This is a genomic window from Brevundimonas halotolerans (assembly GCF_003730275.1).
Taxonomy (GTDB): Bacteria; Pseudomonadota; Alphaproteobacteria; order Caulobacterales; family Caulobacteraceae; genus Brevundimonas; species Brevundimonas halotolerans.
In genome coordinates this window covers 27,816-42,065 of sequence record NZ_QTTA01000001.1, presented here as the reverse complement: position 1 = coordinate 42,065, position 14,250 = coordinate 27,816, and the positions used below count along the sequence as shown (strand labels likewise).

13 protein-coding genes are annotated in these 14,250 nt (G+C 67.1%); 7 read left to right on the top strand and 6 right to left on the bottom strand.

The genetic code is table 11. The annotated features are described in order from the left end of the window. Nucleotides 1-62: 62 nt before the first annotated feature. Both EG854_RS00180 and EG854_RS00175 read right to left on the bottom strand, forming a co-directional pair. Nucleotides 63-863 (bottom strand): type II secretion system protein N, encoded by an 801-nt coding sequence (locus tag EG854_RS00180; RefSeq protein WP_123285718.1) that lies wholly within the window; start codon nucleotides 861-863, stop codon nucleotides 63-65. A 51-nt stretch (nucleotides 864-914) separates the two neighbouring features. Further along, the gene (locus tag EG854_RS00175) at nucleotides 915-2,498 is read right to left on the bottom strand and encodes an alpha-amylase family glycosyl hydrolase (RefSeq protein WP_241153052.1); all 1,584 of its coding nucleotides are present in this window, start codon (nucleotides 2,496-2,498) and stop codon (nucleotides 915-917) included. Nucleotides 2,499-2,604: 106 nt separating this feature from the next. Here EG854_RS00175 and EG854_RS00170 point away from each other — a divergent pair, with 106 nt between their 5' ends. Beyond that, nucleotides 2,605-3,174: a hypothetical protein gene (locus tag EG854_RS00170; RefSeq protein ID WP_164461727.1), complete on the top strand. Its 570-nt coding sequence runs from the start codon at nucleotides 2,605-2,607 to the stop codon at nucleotides 3,172-3,174. Here the strand turns inward: EG854_RS00170 and EG854_RS00165 are convergent. Continuing rightward, nucleotides 3,156-4,319, bottom strand: a complete 1,164-nt coding sequence (locus EG854_RS00165; RefSeq protein ID WP_123285715.1) for an AGE family epimerase/isomerase — start codon at nucleotides 4,317-4,319, stop codon at nucleotides 3,156-3,158. The genes EG854_RS00170 and EG854_RS00165 overlap by 19 nt on opposite strands. 193 nt (nucleotides 4,320-4,512) lie before the next feature. Between EG854_RS00165 and EG854_RS00160 the strand changes: the two genes are divergently transcribed. Further along, nucleotides 4,513-5,544: an NAD-dependent 4,6-dehydratase LegB gene (locus EG854_RS00160; RefSeq protein ID WP_277424039.1), complete on the top strand. Its 1,032-nt coding sequence runs from the start codon at nucleotides 4,513-4,515 to the stop codon at nucleotides 5,542-5,544. A 4-nt stretch (nucleotides 5,545-5,548) separates the two neighbouring features. Here EG854_RS00160 and EG854_RS00155 read toward each other — a convergent pair whose 3' ends face one another. Beyond that, nucleotides 5,549-6,196, bottom strand: coding sequence for a NeuD/PglB/VioB family sugar acetyltransferase (locus EG854_RS00155; protein WP_123285714.1), 648 nt, complete (start codon nucleotides 6,194-6,196; stop codon nucleotides 5,549-5,551). 85 nt (nucleotides 6,197-6,281) lie between these two features. Here EG854_RS00155 and neuC point away from each other — a divergent pair, with 85 nt between their 5' ends. The 5 genes from neuC to cysN are packed head-to-tail and all read left to right on the top strand — an operon-like array spanning nucleotide 6,282 to nucleotide 12,384. Beyond that, complete coding sequence (neuC, locus tag EG854_RS00150; RefSeq protein ID WP_164461725.1) at nucleotides 6,282-7,436, top strand: UDP-N-acetylglucosamine 2-epimerase; 1,155 nt, start codon at nucleotides 6,282-6,284, stop codon at nucleotides 7,434-7,436. Further along, a complete protein-coding gene (gene neuB, locus EG854_RS00145) occupies nucleotides 7,429-8,505 on the top strand; it encodes an N-acetylneuraminate synthase (protein ID WP_123285712.1) in 1,077 nt (358 codons plus the stop codon). Before neuC ends, neuB begins: the two co-directional genes overlap by 8 nt. Next, the gene (locus EG854_RS00140) at nucleotides 8,502-9,554 is read left to right on the top strand and encodes a nucleotidyltransferase family protein (RefSeq protein WP_123285711.1); all 1,053 of its coding nucleotides are present in this window, start codon (nucleotides 8,502-8,504) and stop codon (nucleotides 9,552-9,554) included. Before neuB ends, EG854_RS00140 begins: the two co-directional genes overlap by 4 nt. A gap of 2 nt (nucleotides 9,555-9,556) precedes the next feature. Continuing rightward, on the top strand, nucleotides 9,557-10,459 hold the full coding sequence (gene cysD, locus EG854_RS00135; RefSeq protein WP_123285710.1) for a sulfate adenylyltransferase subunit CysD: 903 nt from the start codon (nucleotides 9,557-9,559) through the stop codon (nucleotides 10,457-10,459). Then, entirely contained in the window at nucleotides 10,459-12,384 is a 1,926-nt protein-coding gene (gene cysN, locus EG854_RS00130; RefSeq protein ID WP_123285709.1) for a sulfate adenylyltransferase subunit CysN, read from the top strand. The genes cysD and cysN overlap by 1 nt, the downstream gene beginning before the upstream one ends. 55 nt (nucleotides 12,385-12,439) lie before the next feature. Here cysN and EG854_RS00125 read toward each other — a convergent pair whose 3' ends face one another. Beyond that, nucleotides 12,440-13,852: an O-antigen ligase family protein gene (locus EG854_RS00125; protein ID WP_164461723.1), complete on the bottom strand. Its 1,413-nt coding sequence runs from the start codon at nucleotides 13,850-13,852 to the stop codon at nucleotides 12,440-12,442. 34 nt (nucleotides 13,853-13,886) lie between these two features. Further along, nucleotides 13,887-14,117: a hypothetical protein gene (locus EG854_RS00120; RefSeq protein WP_123285707.1), complete on the bottom strand. Its 231-nt coding sequence runs from the start codon at nucleotides 14,115-14,117 to the stop codon at nucleotides 13,887-13,889. Nucleotides 14,118-14,250: the final 133 nt, after the last annotated feature.

Sequence of the window (14,250 nt, the reverse complement as noted above, 5' to 3'; positions counted from 1 at the left end):
CAGTCGTCAGATCAATGAATTCAGAAAAGCTAATTATACCGAAAGTATAGAATTTATATCATCTATTCCGAAGGCGGATCAATCGTCACATTCAGGGTCTGGCCGCCACGTCGCACGGTCAGGCTGACGGGGGCGTCGCCGCCGACCGCCTGGCCCAGCTCCCACAGGCGTTCGTCGCGGGTGAAGGGCTCGCCGTCGACGGCGGTGATGACATCGCCCTCGCGCAGGCCGGCGGCCGACAGGGCGGGGATTTGCGCACCCCTCCGCCAGACATAGCCCTCGACCTGACCGCCGCTGGAAAGCGGCCGAAGTCCGGCGATAAAGGGATCGGCCTCGGGGGCCACCAGCCCCATTTCGGCGGCGGCGGTCGCGGCGTCTCCGGACAGGCCGACGGTGGATCCGCCCGGCGGCGGCGGCGGTGCCGGGATGGAGATGTCAGCGAACTCCAGCCGTATGGAGCGCCCCGAGCGGCTCAGCAGCACATGGTCCCGCCCGACCGAGGCCAGGACCAGATCGGACGCGACTGTGTCGCCGATGCCATAGGCGGCCTGGGTGCCGTCCGGCCCTTGCAGGATGGCGGTGCCCGAGGCGCCTGTCCGGGTGCCGAACAGCAGCCAGCCCTCGGCCGACAGGTCGAGGACAGCCGGGCCCTGACCCTGACGGAAGAAGGGATCGAAGCGGGCGAACACGGCGGGATCACTGAGTGGGCGGACGGTATTGGCCGGTGACCGCTGTGCGCCGGTCGACAGGAAGGCCGAGGCACCGCCCCCGATCAGGACCGCTGCAAGGCCAAGCCCAAGGGCGATCTCGACCCCGCGCCGAATCGGCAGGGCGTATGGCAGGGGCGGAAGGGTCCGGCGCATGTCCCGGCCTCTAGCCGTCGGATGTGACAGACTGCCGACATTCAGGCGCAGTCAGGACGACAGGTCCAGGATCTGCCCGGCCAGCGGCGGCAGGTGCCCGGCCCGGCCCTCGCCGCCATTGACCCCCGTGACCAGCCGTCCTTCCGGCGGGGCAGGCCAGTCCAGCGCCGCCTCGCCGAGGTTGAAGGCGCAGATCAGGCTCTGCTCGCCATCGTCACGGCGGAACACCAGCCGGGGACCGGTCGCCTCCAGCACCGTCATCCGGCCAAGACGCAGGGCCGGCCACTCGCGGCGGAGCGCGATCAGCCGGCGGGTCAAGGCCAGCATGGACCCGGTGTCCGCTTGCTGGACCGTCACTGCCCGGACGAGATGCTGTGGGTCCATGGGCAGCCAGGGCTCGACGTCCGAGAAGCCGCCGAACGGGGCCTCGGCCGTCCAGGGCATGGGCGTGCGGGCGCCGTCGCGGCCCAGCGTCAGGGGCCAGTTGGCGATGGCCTCGGGATCGACCAGCCGCTCGAACGGCACCTCGGCCTGGGGCAGGCCCAGCTCCTCGCCCTGATAGACGAGCACATTGCCGCGCAGGGTCATCAGCAACAGCATGGCGAGGCGGGCGACGGCGTCCGGATCACGCCCGGCGGCCCAGCGGCTGGCGACGCGCGGCGTGTCGTGGTTGGAAAAGGTCCAGCAGGGCCAGCCCTCGCCCTCGGCCCCCGGCCAGCGGGCCACCGTCTCGGCCACCAGCTCGGCACTCAGCGCCCGCGCATACAGATAGTTGAAGCCATAGGCGCTGTGCAGGCGGTCGCGGCCTTGCGTGAAGGCATGCATTTCGGCCTCGGCCTCGGCCCCCACCACCTCGGCCACGAAGAACCGGTCGCCATAGGTGTCGGCCAGCTGCCGCAGTCGCTCGAGAAAGGCGGGGATCTCGGGCTGGGACTGGTTGTACAGATGAAGCTGGAAATCGAACGGCCGGGTGCGCGGGCCGGGCCGGAGATCGGGCGGATTATCGGTCAGGGCGTCGTCGTGGATGGCGAAATTGATGGCATCCAGCCGAAAGCCGTCGACCCCCCGATCCAGCCAGAAGCGGGTGACGTCCACCAAGGCGTCCTGCACCTCGGGATTCCGCACATTCAGCTGCGGCTGGCTGGCCAGGAAGTTGTGCATGTAATACTGGCCGCGCCGCGCGTCCCAGGTCCAGGCCGCCCCGCCGAACACGGACTGCCAGTTGTTGGGGGGGGAGCCGTCGGCCTTGGCATCGGCCCAGACGTACCAGTCCGCACGGGCGTTGGTGCGGTCGTGACGGCTGGCGCGGAACCAGTCATGGGCGTCGGAGGTATGGGCATAGACCTGATCGATGATCAGCTTCAGCCCGCGCGCATGCACCTCGGCAACCAGGGTGTCGAAGTCGTCCAGCGTGCCGAACAGCGGATCGATGGCGCAATAGTCCGAGACGTCATAGCCGAAGTCCTTCATGGGCGAGGCAAACACCGGCGACAGCCACAGACCGTCCACGCCCAGCCCGGCGATGTGATCCAGCCGCCGGATCAGACCCTTCAGGTCGCCGACACCGTCGCCGTCACTGTCCTGAAAGCTGCGCGGATAGACCTGGTACAGAACCGCGCCACGCCACCATTCCATCACCAGCCTCCTGAAAGAGATCCCGACCATCGACCGATTTCCCGGGACGGGCAATCTGGAATAGCGGGGCCTTTTCTAGGGGCACACAAACGGGCAGGGTCGGGGGATGAGATCGCTGTTGGCCCGCCTTCGTCCCCTCGTGCTCGTGCTTGTCGTTGGCGGGCTGGTTCCGGCCCTGCCGGCCCAAGCGGCGGTGACCGTCACCTTCTATGGGCATGAGGGCAATCAGGTGCAGAATGGCTGGCTGCTGTTTCCGCACGCCTTTGTGCATCTACACGGCACGCTCGAGAGTAACGGGCTGCCCGTCGATTACGCCGTGGGATTCACCGCTCGCTCGCCGGGGCCGCAGCTGTTGCTGTTCAGTGACCGGGGCATTCTGAACCGGCCCGAGCCCGCCTATCTGGCCGACGGCATCGCCTATCTCAGCGTGACGATCAGCGACGAGACCTATGAGGCCATCAAGCTCCGGTTCGACTATTGGGCCAGTGCCGAGGGCGGCACCTATAATCTGAACAATCGCAACTGCATCGCCTTCGTCGCCGATATTGCGGATGTAGTGGGGCTGGAGACACCCAGCGCCCGCACGCTCAGCCCCAACGGCTTTCTCAAGGACATGGTCGATATGAATCCGCCCGGATCTCTGGCGGGGATCGAGCATCATGCGGTCGCGGGCTGATCCTCAGGTCGCGTGCCCGCCAGTTCCTCGGCCGCGGTCATCAGGTGATAGAGGCTGCTGGCCGGGGCGGGCTCGTCGATAAAGGTGCCGTCGGCGGTCATCCGGTCGTGGAACAGGCCGGGCCGGTCGGTGCGCAGATAGGGCATCAGACCCGCGACCGCCGCCTCGATGCGACCCTCGGCATGGCTGCGTTCGTCCGCCGTGGTCGCCAGATCGCGACGCTGGACCCAGGCCTTGATCCGCTCGGTCTGGGGCCACAGGCGGGCGACCGTATCGCCAGGTTCAAGATCGGCGTCGAGACCGCCAAAGGCGACGCCGCGCGCCGCATCGACGCCCTTGCTCTCGCCCAGATCAACCAGCCGCCGCCCGGCCACGACAGCCCCGGCATGGGCGCGCATATGCCCCCAGCGGGTCAGCAACCAGCCCCATTCGAACTGATGCCCCGGCTCGATCTGAGGCTCGGCCCCCTGCGGCAGGGCCTGCCAGTCGCCATCGTAGTATTCGCGCACTGCGCCCGTGTCGGGATCGACGAAACGGTCGAGCGCCAGTCGGGCGATCCGGTCAGCCATGTCGCGCCAGGGCCCGGCATCTTCCGTCGGCAGGGCCGTGGCCCAGGCCAGTGCCGCTTCCAGCAGATGCATGTGGGGATTGGCCTTGAGCGGCCATGAGGGCGGCGAGTCCTCTTCATAGCCCGCGATCGGGTGGGCCCGCAGCTCCTCGAGGGCCTGACGCATGGTCTCGGCGATGCGGATGACCGCGTCCGCATCCTCGACCAGCGGCAGGGCGTGGGCCAAGCCGAACAGCACAAAGGCCTGATCGTAGAGGTCGGGCCGGTCGTCCAGCGGCTGTCCGCTGGCATCCAGCCGGTAGTGCGCCAGCCCGTCGGCGCGCAGAAAGGCGGGCAGGGTGGTGAGGCCGTGATTGACGATATCGGCCGCCGGTCCCGTCCAGCCCAGCCAGGGCGCGCGTGAAAAGACATAGATCTGGCGCCCCAGCACCCGCGCGCGCCGCGGCAGGTCGGCGGGCGATCCGTCGGCATTCAGTTTCTCGAAAAAGCCGCCGTGCGCGCGATCCACGCCCTGCGCGGCCCACAGCGGCAGGGCCTGATCGCGCATCCAGTCAAGGAAATCGGTGCCGACGCTCATCTGCGGCTCCCGCGGGGTCGATGGGGCCCCCGGGGGCAAACGCAAGCGCGGTGCATGGATTGCGACCAGACCATTGAACTGGTGAGCATATAAACGTCTGGCAGAAAGGGGCGCAACCTTCACGGCGGGTGACTTCTGGCATGGCGTGGTTTGGGCCATGCTGGCGGGCCGGGGCGAATCGCCGACCCGGACCGTGGAAGGGACGACAGCCGCCATGCAGCTGAACGGCAAACGCATCCTGGTCACCGGGGCGGACGGCTTCATCGGCTCGCATCTGGTCGAACGGCTGGTGCGGGACGGGCACCGGGTGCGGGCCTTTGTCCAGTACAACAGCTTTGGCCACCGGGGCTGGCTGGACCAGTCCCCGACCGAGGTGCAGGCGGATCTGGACGTCTTCGCCGGCGACGTCCGCGATCCGTACGGGGTGCGGACCGCCATGACGGGCTGCGATGTGGTGCTGCATCTGGCCGCCCTGATCGCCATTCCCTACAGCTATCATTCGCCCGGCGCCTATGTGGACACCAATGTCACCGGCACGCTCAACATCGTGCAGGCGGCGCGCGATCTGGGGGTCGAACGCGTGGTGCCGACCTCGACAAGCGAGGTCTATGGGACCGCCCGCTTCGTGCCGATGACCGAGGACCACCCGCTTCAGGGCCAGTCGCCCTATTCCGCTTCCAAGATCGGGGCGGACCAGATTGCGCTGAGCTTCCATGCGGCCTTCGGGACGCCCGTGTCGCTGGTGCGGCCGTTCAACACCTATGGCCCGCGCCAGTCAGCCCGCGCTGTCATTCCGACCGTCATCACCCAGCTGGCCGCCGGGGCCCGCCAGGTCAAGCTGGGCGCGCTCAGCCCCACGCGCGACTTCAGCCATGTCTCCGACACCGTGGCCGGCATCATCGCCGTGGCCGAATGCGACGCGGCGATCGGCGGAGTGACCAATCTGGGCAGCGGCTTTGAGGTCTCGATCGGCGATACTGCGCGCCTGATCGCCGAGCGGATGGGGGCCGATATCGAGATCGTCAGCGAGGCCGAACGCCTGCGGCCCGAGGCCAGCGAGGTCGAGCGCCTGTTTGCCGACACCAGGCGAGTGCAGACGCTGACGGGCTGGCGTCCGGCCTATGCTGGGCTGGAAGGATTCGCGCGCGGGCTGGACGACACTATCGGCTGGTTCCGTGATCCGGCCAATCTGGCCCGCTACCGCCCCGGCACCTACGCCCTCTGACGGCTCAGCGGCGTTCCAGCGGCCGGGCCGGATTGCCGACCACGGTTTCGCCCGGGGCCACGTCCTTCGTCACCACGGCCCCCATGCCGATCACCGCCCCCTTGCCGATCCGCAGCGGCTTGTCCGGCGTACCCTGACGCAGGATCGCCCCCGTCCCGATATAGACGTCGTCCTCGATTACCGTATTGCCGTTGATGCACACGCGCGGCGCCAGGGTCACGAAGTCGCCGATCACGCAGTCATGGGCGACGTAGGCATAGATGTTGGCGTGAAACTGCCGGCCGATCCGCACATCGGCGGTCAGGATCGTGTGGTCGCACAGGATGGCGCCCTCGCCGACCTCGCACGGCCCGCGCCGCAAGGCGGTGGGGGCGATCAAAGACACCAGCGGCCGGCCCGCCGCCCGCATCTCGGCATCGACCCGGCGGCGGATGGCAGCCTCGGCAATGGCGACGACGATGCCGTAGTCCTCAGGCAGATCGGCCAGCGGGATCACGGGATGCCCGTTCACCGAGGGCGCGTACGGCTCACCGTCCTTGGGAATGAAGCAGACGGCCTCGGGCGAGCGGGCACCCGCCGCGCGGGCCATCTCCCACGCCAGCGGCACGACTTCGCGGCTGAATCCCCCGGTTCCGCAAATGGCGATCTTCATGGGATGGCGCTCCCCTCCGGGAATCGGACAAGACTGCTACCCTGACACCTTGACCGACTCTGGCAAGGCAGACTGTAGCAGGCGCATGGCCGAACGCGTGACGATCTGTGTGGTGAGCAGCGGCCGGGCTGACTATGGCCTGATCCGGCCGATTCTCGATGCCCTACGCGCCGATCCGTGGACGGTGGGGCAGTTGCTGCTGACCGGCACCCATGCGGACCCGCGATTCGGCTCGGACGCCGACGACCTGATCGAGGCCGACGCCCTGGTGCCCATGCCGCTGGACGGCGACGATTCTGGCACCGCCGCCCGGGGGGCCGCCGCCGTGCTGACGGGGGTGGTCGAGGCGCTGGAGCGGCTGACGCCCGATGCCGTGCTGATCGTCGGCGACCGATACGAGATCCTGGCCGTGGCCCAGGCCGCCATGCTGCTGCGCCTACCGCTGATCCATCTGGGCGGCGGCGATGTCACCGAAGGTGCGATCGACGAGGGCATCCGCCACGCCGTCAGCAAGCTGGCCCAGGTGCATCTGGTCACCCATGCCGAGGCGGCGCGTCGCCTGCGTCAATTGGGCGAGGAGGACTGGCGCATCCATACGGTCGGCAATCCCTCGCTGGACAGTCTGGCGGCCGCTGCAGCCCTGCCGGATGCGGCGCTGGAGGGTCTGCTGGGCCGGCCACTGGGGGCCGACAATCTGCTGGTCTGCTTCCACCCCGTGACCCTGTTGCCGGACGGGGGAAGGGCCGAGTTCGACGCCCTGCTGGCGGCACTCGGCGAGCTGCCCGCCAGCACGCATCTGTGGATCACCCGGCCCAATGCCGACCCGGGTCATGAAGGCTTGACCCGCCATCTGACCGACTGGGCCAGCGGGCGGGCCAATGCCTCGATCCATGCGACGCTGGGCGCGGCCTATCTGCCGCTGATGGCGCGCTGCCGGGCGGTGGTGGGCAATTCCTCCAGCGGCCTGACCGAGGCGCCCTCGCTGGGGATTCCCACCGTCAACGTCGGCGTGCGGCAACAGGGGCGGCTGGCGGGCGAGACGGTGTTTCACTGTGCCGGCGAGGCAGCGGCCATCCGCGCGGCGCTGGCCAAGGCCATGGCGGCGAACCTTGCGGGCGCGATCAATCCTTATGGAGATGGAAAGACTGTGCCGCGCATCCTGTCGGTTCTGACTTCCCTGCCCGAGCGTGACACCCTGATGCACAAGCGGTTCATCGATATCGAGGTCGCCGGTGGCTGACCGCGTCTTCATCATCGCCGAGGCGGGGGTGAACCACGACGGCTCGCTGGACGACGCCCTGACGATGATCGACGTGGCCGCCGAAGCCGGGGCCGATGCGGTCAAATTCCAGACCTTCCGGGCCGAGGCGGCCCTGACCGCCCGCGCGCTCAAGGCCGAATATCAGGTGACCAATACGGGCGAGGGCGGCACCCAGCTGGATATGGTGCGGCGGCTGGAGCTGAAGCCCGAGGATCACCCGGCGCTGGTCGCGCGCTGCCGGGCGTGCGGTATCGCCTTCATGTCGACGGCGTTCGATATGGACAGTCTGGCGCTGGTCGCCGGGCTGGGCATGCCGTGGATCAAGATCCCGTCGGGGGACCTGACCTGGGGCGAGATGCTGATCGCCGCCGCGCGCGTGGGCCCGCCGCTGGCCGTCTCGACCGGCATGGCGACGCTGGACGAGGTGCGGCAGGCCCTGGCCCTGATCGCCTGGGGCCGGATGCGCGAGGACCTGCCGCCCGATCTGGAGACGGCGCTGGCCGCCTTTGACACCGATGCCGCGCGGGCGGCGCTGAGGGGGCAGGTGGTGCTGTTGCACTGCACGACCCAGTATCCCGCGCCACTGTCGGCCGTCAACCTGCGCGCCATGGACACGCTAAGGGACACGTTCGGCCTGCCGGTCGGCTATTCGGACCATACGCTGGGGCTGAGCGTGCCGATCGCCGCCGTGGCGCGCGGGGCGGTGATGATCGAGAAGCATTTCACCCTCAGCCGCGACCGTCAGGGCCCGGATCACGCCGCCTCGCTGGAGCCGGACGAGCTGGCCGCCATGGTCCGTGCCATCCGCGAGGTCGAGCAGGCGCTGGGCCATGCGGACAAGGCCCCGGCGCTCGAGGAAATGGCCAACCGGATCGTCGCGCGGCGGTCGCTGGTCGCGACGCGGCCGATTCGGGCCGGAGAGGTGTGGGCACCCGACATGCTGATGGCCAAGCGCCCGGCCGACGGCATAGACCCCCATTCGGCCTTTGCCCTCTATGGCAGGGCGGCAACCCGCGACTATCAGCCGGACGAGGCAATCGAGCCATGAAGCACTGGCAGCGCACCCTGGTCGGCCCGGATGCCCCGCTGAGGCAGGTGCTGAAGGCCATCGATTCGGCGGGCGTCGGGATTGCGCTGGTGGTCGACGACGCCGGGATTCTGGTCGGCACCCTGTCGGACGGGGATGTGCGCCGGGCCCTGATTAACGGGGCTGACCTCGAGCAGGCCTGTCGCCCGTTTGTGCACACCACGCCGGTGGTGGCGCCGGACGGTCTGGAGGAAGGCGCGGCCCTGACCATGCTGCGCGCCCGCAAGCTGCGCCAACTGCCCCGTGTGGACGAGGCGGGGCGGGTGACCGGCCTCACGACTGTTGGCGACCTGCTGGATGTGCCCGAGCGGCCCGAGGCGGTGGTCATCATGGCCGGCGGCCGGGGTGAACGTCTGGCCGAGCTGACCCGCACAACGCCCAAGCCGATGCTGAACGTCGGCCCGCGTCCGATTCTGGAGACCATCGTCTCCAGCCTGGCGGTTCAGGGCTTTCGCCGCATCTTCCTGTCGGTGAATTACAAGGGTGAGCAGATCGTGGCCCATTTCGGCGACGGCAGCGATCGGGGCCTGACCATTGGCTATCTGCGCGAGGATCAGCCGCTGGGCACCTGCGGGGCCCTGTCGCTGCTGCCGGCTGCGGTCGAGGGGCCGGTGCTGGTCACCAATGGCGATGTGCTGACCCGCGTCGACTATGGCCAGGTCATGGATGGCCACATCCGCGACGGCGCGGCCGCCACAGTGGTCGTGCGGGACTATGAGATGCAGGTGCCGTTCGGCGTGATCCGGGCGGCCGACGGCCGGATCAGCGGCATCGAGGAAAAGCCCAGCCAGGTCTTCAATATCAACGCCGGGGTCTATGTGCTGTCACGGGCGGCGCTGGCGCTGATTCCCGCGAACCGGCCTTATGATATGCCGATGCTGATCCAGGCCCTGATCGACGCGGACCAGCCGGTAAGGCCGCACCGGGCCGAGGGCTACTGGCTGGATATCGGTCGTCCGCCCGACTACGACCGCGCCAATGCCGAGTTCGGCGCTGTGTTCGGCGGCTGATCATGCCCGGTTTGACCCACCTGGAACGACTTGAGGCGGAAAGCCTGCATATCATGCGCGAGGTCGTGGCCGAGGCGCGCAAGCCCGTCATGCTCTATTCGGTGGGCAAGGACTCGGCCGTAATGCTGCATCTGGCGCGCAAGGCCTTCTATCCGGCGCCGCCGCCCTTTCCCCTGCTGCACGTCGATACGACATGGAAGTTCCGGGACATGTATGCGTTGCGGGACCGCATGGCGGCCGAGAGCGGCATGGACCTGCTGGTCCATCGCAATCCCGAGGCGGTCGAGCGCGGCATCAATCCGTTCGATCACGGGCCGCAGCACACCGACATGTGGAAGACCGAGGGCCTTAAGCAGGCGCTGGACCTGCACGGCTTTGACGTCGCCTTCGGCGGTGCGCGTCGCGATGAGGAGAAAAGTCGCGCCAAGGAGCGGATTGTCTCGTTCCGCACGGCCAGCCATGGTTGGGATCCCAGGCGCCAGCGGCCCGAACTGTGGTCCCTCTACAATGTGCAAAAGGCCAGGGGCGAGAGCCTGCGCGTCTTCCCCCTGTCCAACTGGACCGAGCTGGATATCTGGCAATACATCCAGCTCAACGACATCCCGATCGTGCCGCTGTATTTCAGTGCGCCGCGCCCGACGGTCATCCGTGACGGCCTGATCCTGATGGTCGATGATGACCGCTTTCCTCTGCGGCTCGGTGAGGAACCGGTCATGCGGTCGATCCGCTTTCGCACCCTGGGATGCTACCCCCTGACGGGCGCGGTCCAAAGCGAGGCCGCGACCCTGCCGCAGATCATCCGGGAAATGCTGCTCGCCACCACCAGCGAGCGCCAGGGGCGGATCATCGACAAGGATGCCGGCGACGCCTCCATGGAGAAGAAGAAGCAGGAGGGGTATTTCTGATGACCGGTCCCGCCGCTTCCGATCCCGTCTACAGGACCGACGCCCTGATCGCCCGCGACATTGACGCCTGGCTGGAGCTTCATCGGCACAAGTCGATGTTGCGCTTCATCACCTGCGGCAGCGTCGACGACGGCAAGTCCACCCTGATCGGGCGGCTGCTCTACGACTCAAAATTGATCTTTGAGGATCAGCTGGCGGCGCTGGAAGCGGACTCCAGAAGGGTCGGCACCCAGGGAGAGGCGCTCGATTTCGCCCTGCTGGTGGATGGACTGGCCGCCGAGCGCGAACAGGGCATTACCATCGACGTCGCCTATCGCTTATTCGCGACTGAAAAGCGCAAATTCATCGTCGCCGACACGCCCGGCCACGAACAGTACACTCGCAACATGGTCACAGGCGCGTCGACGGCGGACCTGGCCGTCATCCTGATCGATGCGCGCAAGGGCGTGCTGACCCAGACCCGTCGCCACAGCTATCTCGTGCACCTGTTGGGCATCCGCACCATCGTGCTGGCGGTCAACAAGATGGATCTGGTCGACTACGACCGGACCGTCTTCGACAGCATCGTGGCCGACTATCGTGACTTTGCCGACCGCATTGGCATCGGCGCGTTCGTGGCCATTCCGATCTCAGGGTTCAAGGGCGACAATATCACCGAGGCCTCGGCGAACACGCCCTGGTATGAGGGCCCGGCCCTGATCCATCATCTGGAAACCGTGCCGATCGAGACCGACACGGATCAGGCCCGGCCTTTCCGTATGGCCGTGCAATGGGTGAACAGACCCAATCTGGACTTCCGCGGCTTTGCCGGCCAGATCGCCTCGGGAGTGGTCCGTCCGGGCGACGCAGTGCGCGTGCTGCCCTCGGGCAAGACCTCGACCGTCAGCCGCATTGTGTCGCTGGGCGGTGACCTCGATCAGGCTGTGGCCGGCCAGTCCGTCACTCTGTGCTTTGCGGATGAGATCGACTGTTCCCGCGGGGATGTAATCGCCTCTGCCTCGGCACCGCCCCAGGTCGCTGACCAGTTCGAGGCCACCCTTGTGTGGATGGGAGAAGAGGCCCTGCTTCCGGGCCGGGCCTATTGGCTCAAGCTGGGCACGCGAACGGTTTCGGTAACCCTTCAGCCGCCGAAGTACAAGGTCAACGTCAATACGCTGGACCATCTGGCGGCCAAGACGCTCGAACTGAACGCCATCGGCGTGGCTGAAATCACGACGGACCGCCCCATCGTGTTCGAACCCTATGCCGACAGCCGGACTCTGGGTGGCTTCATCCTGATCGACAAGCTGACCCACGCGACGGTCGCGGCCGGCATGCTGCATTTCTCGCTGCGCCGGGCCCAGAATGTGCACTGGCAGGCGCTGGACATCTCGCGGGACATGCGCGCCCGGCAGAAGGGACAAACCCCCCGGGTTCTGTGGTTCACCGGCCTGTCCGGCTCAGGCAAGTCCACCATCGCCAATCTGGTCGAGAAGAAGCTGTACAGTCAGGGCCTGCACACCTTCCTGCTGGACGGCGACAATGTGCGCCACGGCCTGAACAAGGATCTGGGCTTCACTGATGCTGATCGCATCGAGAACATTCGCCGGGTGGGCGAGGTCGCCCGCCTGATGACCGATGCCGGGCTGACCGTGCTGACGGCCTTCATCTCGCCGTTCCGCGCCGAGCGCGAGATGGTGCGCGCGATGATGGCCGACGGGGAGTTCATCGAGGTGTTTGTCGATACGCCGATCGAGGTCGCCGAGGCCCGCGACGTCAAGGGTCTCTACGCCAAGGCCCGGTCCGGCCAACTGCAGAACTTCACCGGCATTGACAGTCCCTATGAGGCCCCTGAGGCGCCCGACATCCATATCGACACCACGGTGACCGGGCCGGACGAGGCCGCGGAGCAGATCGTGAGATGGATTTTCGACGCGTCGGGATGACGCCGAATCCCCTCCACATGGCCGGGCCTCAGGCCGGCTCACATGCCGATACTGATCAGGTGTGGCGGCGGACGGGTTCCTGCACAGAGTTCGAAGGCCCGCGGCGACGGGACCGACCGGGACGCAATTCCTGTGCGGCCCCGTCCAGGATGGCGCAACAGAGAGCAAACACAACCGCCATGGCTTCGGTCCGGAGGGGGTAGTCCCCGGCCGAATGGGCGGCGATCAGCAGAAGGGCGACCGACGCCGCGCGCTGAAGATCACGGTCGGGATGGCTGCCCGCGCGCCAGGCACTCCAGGACCGCCGGCTCCACCAGACAAAGGTGGCGATGACCAGCGCTATGCCCGCCCAGCCCGCCTCAAGCCAGATTTCGAGATAGTCATTATGCGCCTGGTTGAAGTAGGACGCCCTCAGCGTCTCGACAGGTTCATAGGACCGGTAGACGGGGTCGAAGGATCCCATGCCGGAGCCCAAAGGCAAGAAGTCTTGCGCGGCCTGGGCCACGATCGGCCAGTTGTCGAGACGACCCTCGAACTGGGCGTCGCGCTCAAACCGGTCAAGGATCGGATCGAGAGCGAACAGGCCGACCACTGCAAGGCCTGCAGCGCCGCCGAGGATGAGCAGCAGGATGGCAGGACCGGGCTGGCTGCGGCCAGATGAGACCCACCCGATCATGGCAGCCGCCGCCAAGGCTGGCATGGCGGCCAGGACACCGAACCGGGACTGGATGGCGCCGAGCGCGACAATGATCAGGCCGATAACCAGTCCGCCGGCCCAGAGCCGGAGGTTGGCGATTCGATCCCGGCTGTTGAGGCCACTTCCGGCCAGGGCCGCGGCGAAGGGAATGGCCACGAGGCAGAGGGTCGCCATATGGTTCCGGTTGGCGAAGAAGCCGACCAGCGACCCGAAATTCGTGGTCTGCCAAGGATAGACTGCAGGGCTGTTGAGCGTGATCTGCAGTGCACCTACGAGGATCGCTAAGATTACGAAGCCAAGGATGCCCCAGATAAAGCGCGCCAGCACTCGCCGCTCAAGGCCCAGCGCGGCAATCAGCATGGCCAGCGGCGGCAGGATGGCCAGAAAGGCCTGCCATGTCCGGTCGGGTGTCAGCGAAAGCGGCAGCCAGGCCGGTGCGATGCCCGCCAGCTCAAGCGCCGTGACGGCGCTCTCCCGTCCCGGCAGGGAGGCCCAGAGCGAAAAGGGCAGGGGAACAAGCTGGATGAGTGGGAGCAGGGCGGCCAAACCGGCCAGCGACAATAGAAACCGGTGGTTTCGCCAGATGCCCGTTGCTGCGAGGCGATAGAGCCCCAGGCCGAGCACGAGCAGGGCCGCCAGTTCAATGGCAGCCAGAGGCACCAGATGCTCGCGACTGGCCCCACCCAGAAACAACGAAAAAGCCAGCAGAACACTGGCCGCTATGGCCAAAGCATTCCACTGGCTTATTCGTTTCAGAAACGATCCGCTCACTTACACACTCGGAAACTGAGCGGGATCGAAACTCTTACGGGCTGGTCGGCGCGTCGTCGTCCGAGGCAACCGAGATCACACCGACGAGAACGGCGGTGCCGATCAGCAGCACGGGCAGCGGAATGCCCATGAAGTCGTTGGCGGCTTCCGCACGAGCGCCGACGCGGTCGCCGACACGCTCAACGGCGCTGTTGTTTCCGGCCGCAACAGCTTGGCCTGCGATCAGCAGCAGGCCCAGCGAAGCAGCAGCGATGGTCTTACGCATGCAGTTCCCCTTTTGTTAAAAACATTGCGCGGGTTTCCCCGCTCCTCTGAGAATGTGTTTAGGTCGTTTGGGTTGCGCAAGGCAAGCCCAAAAGTGCGTCCATTCGCCTGAAAAGTGACTCTGCGGCACCCTG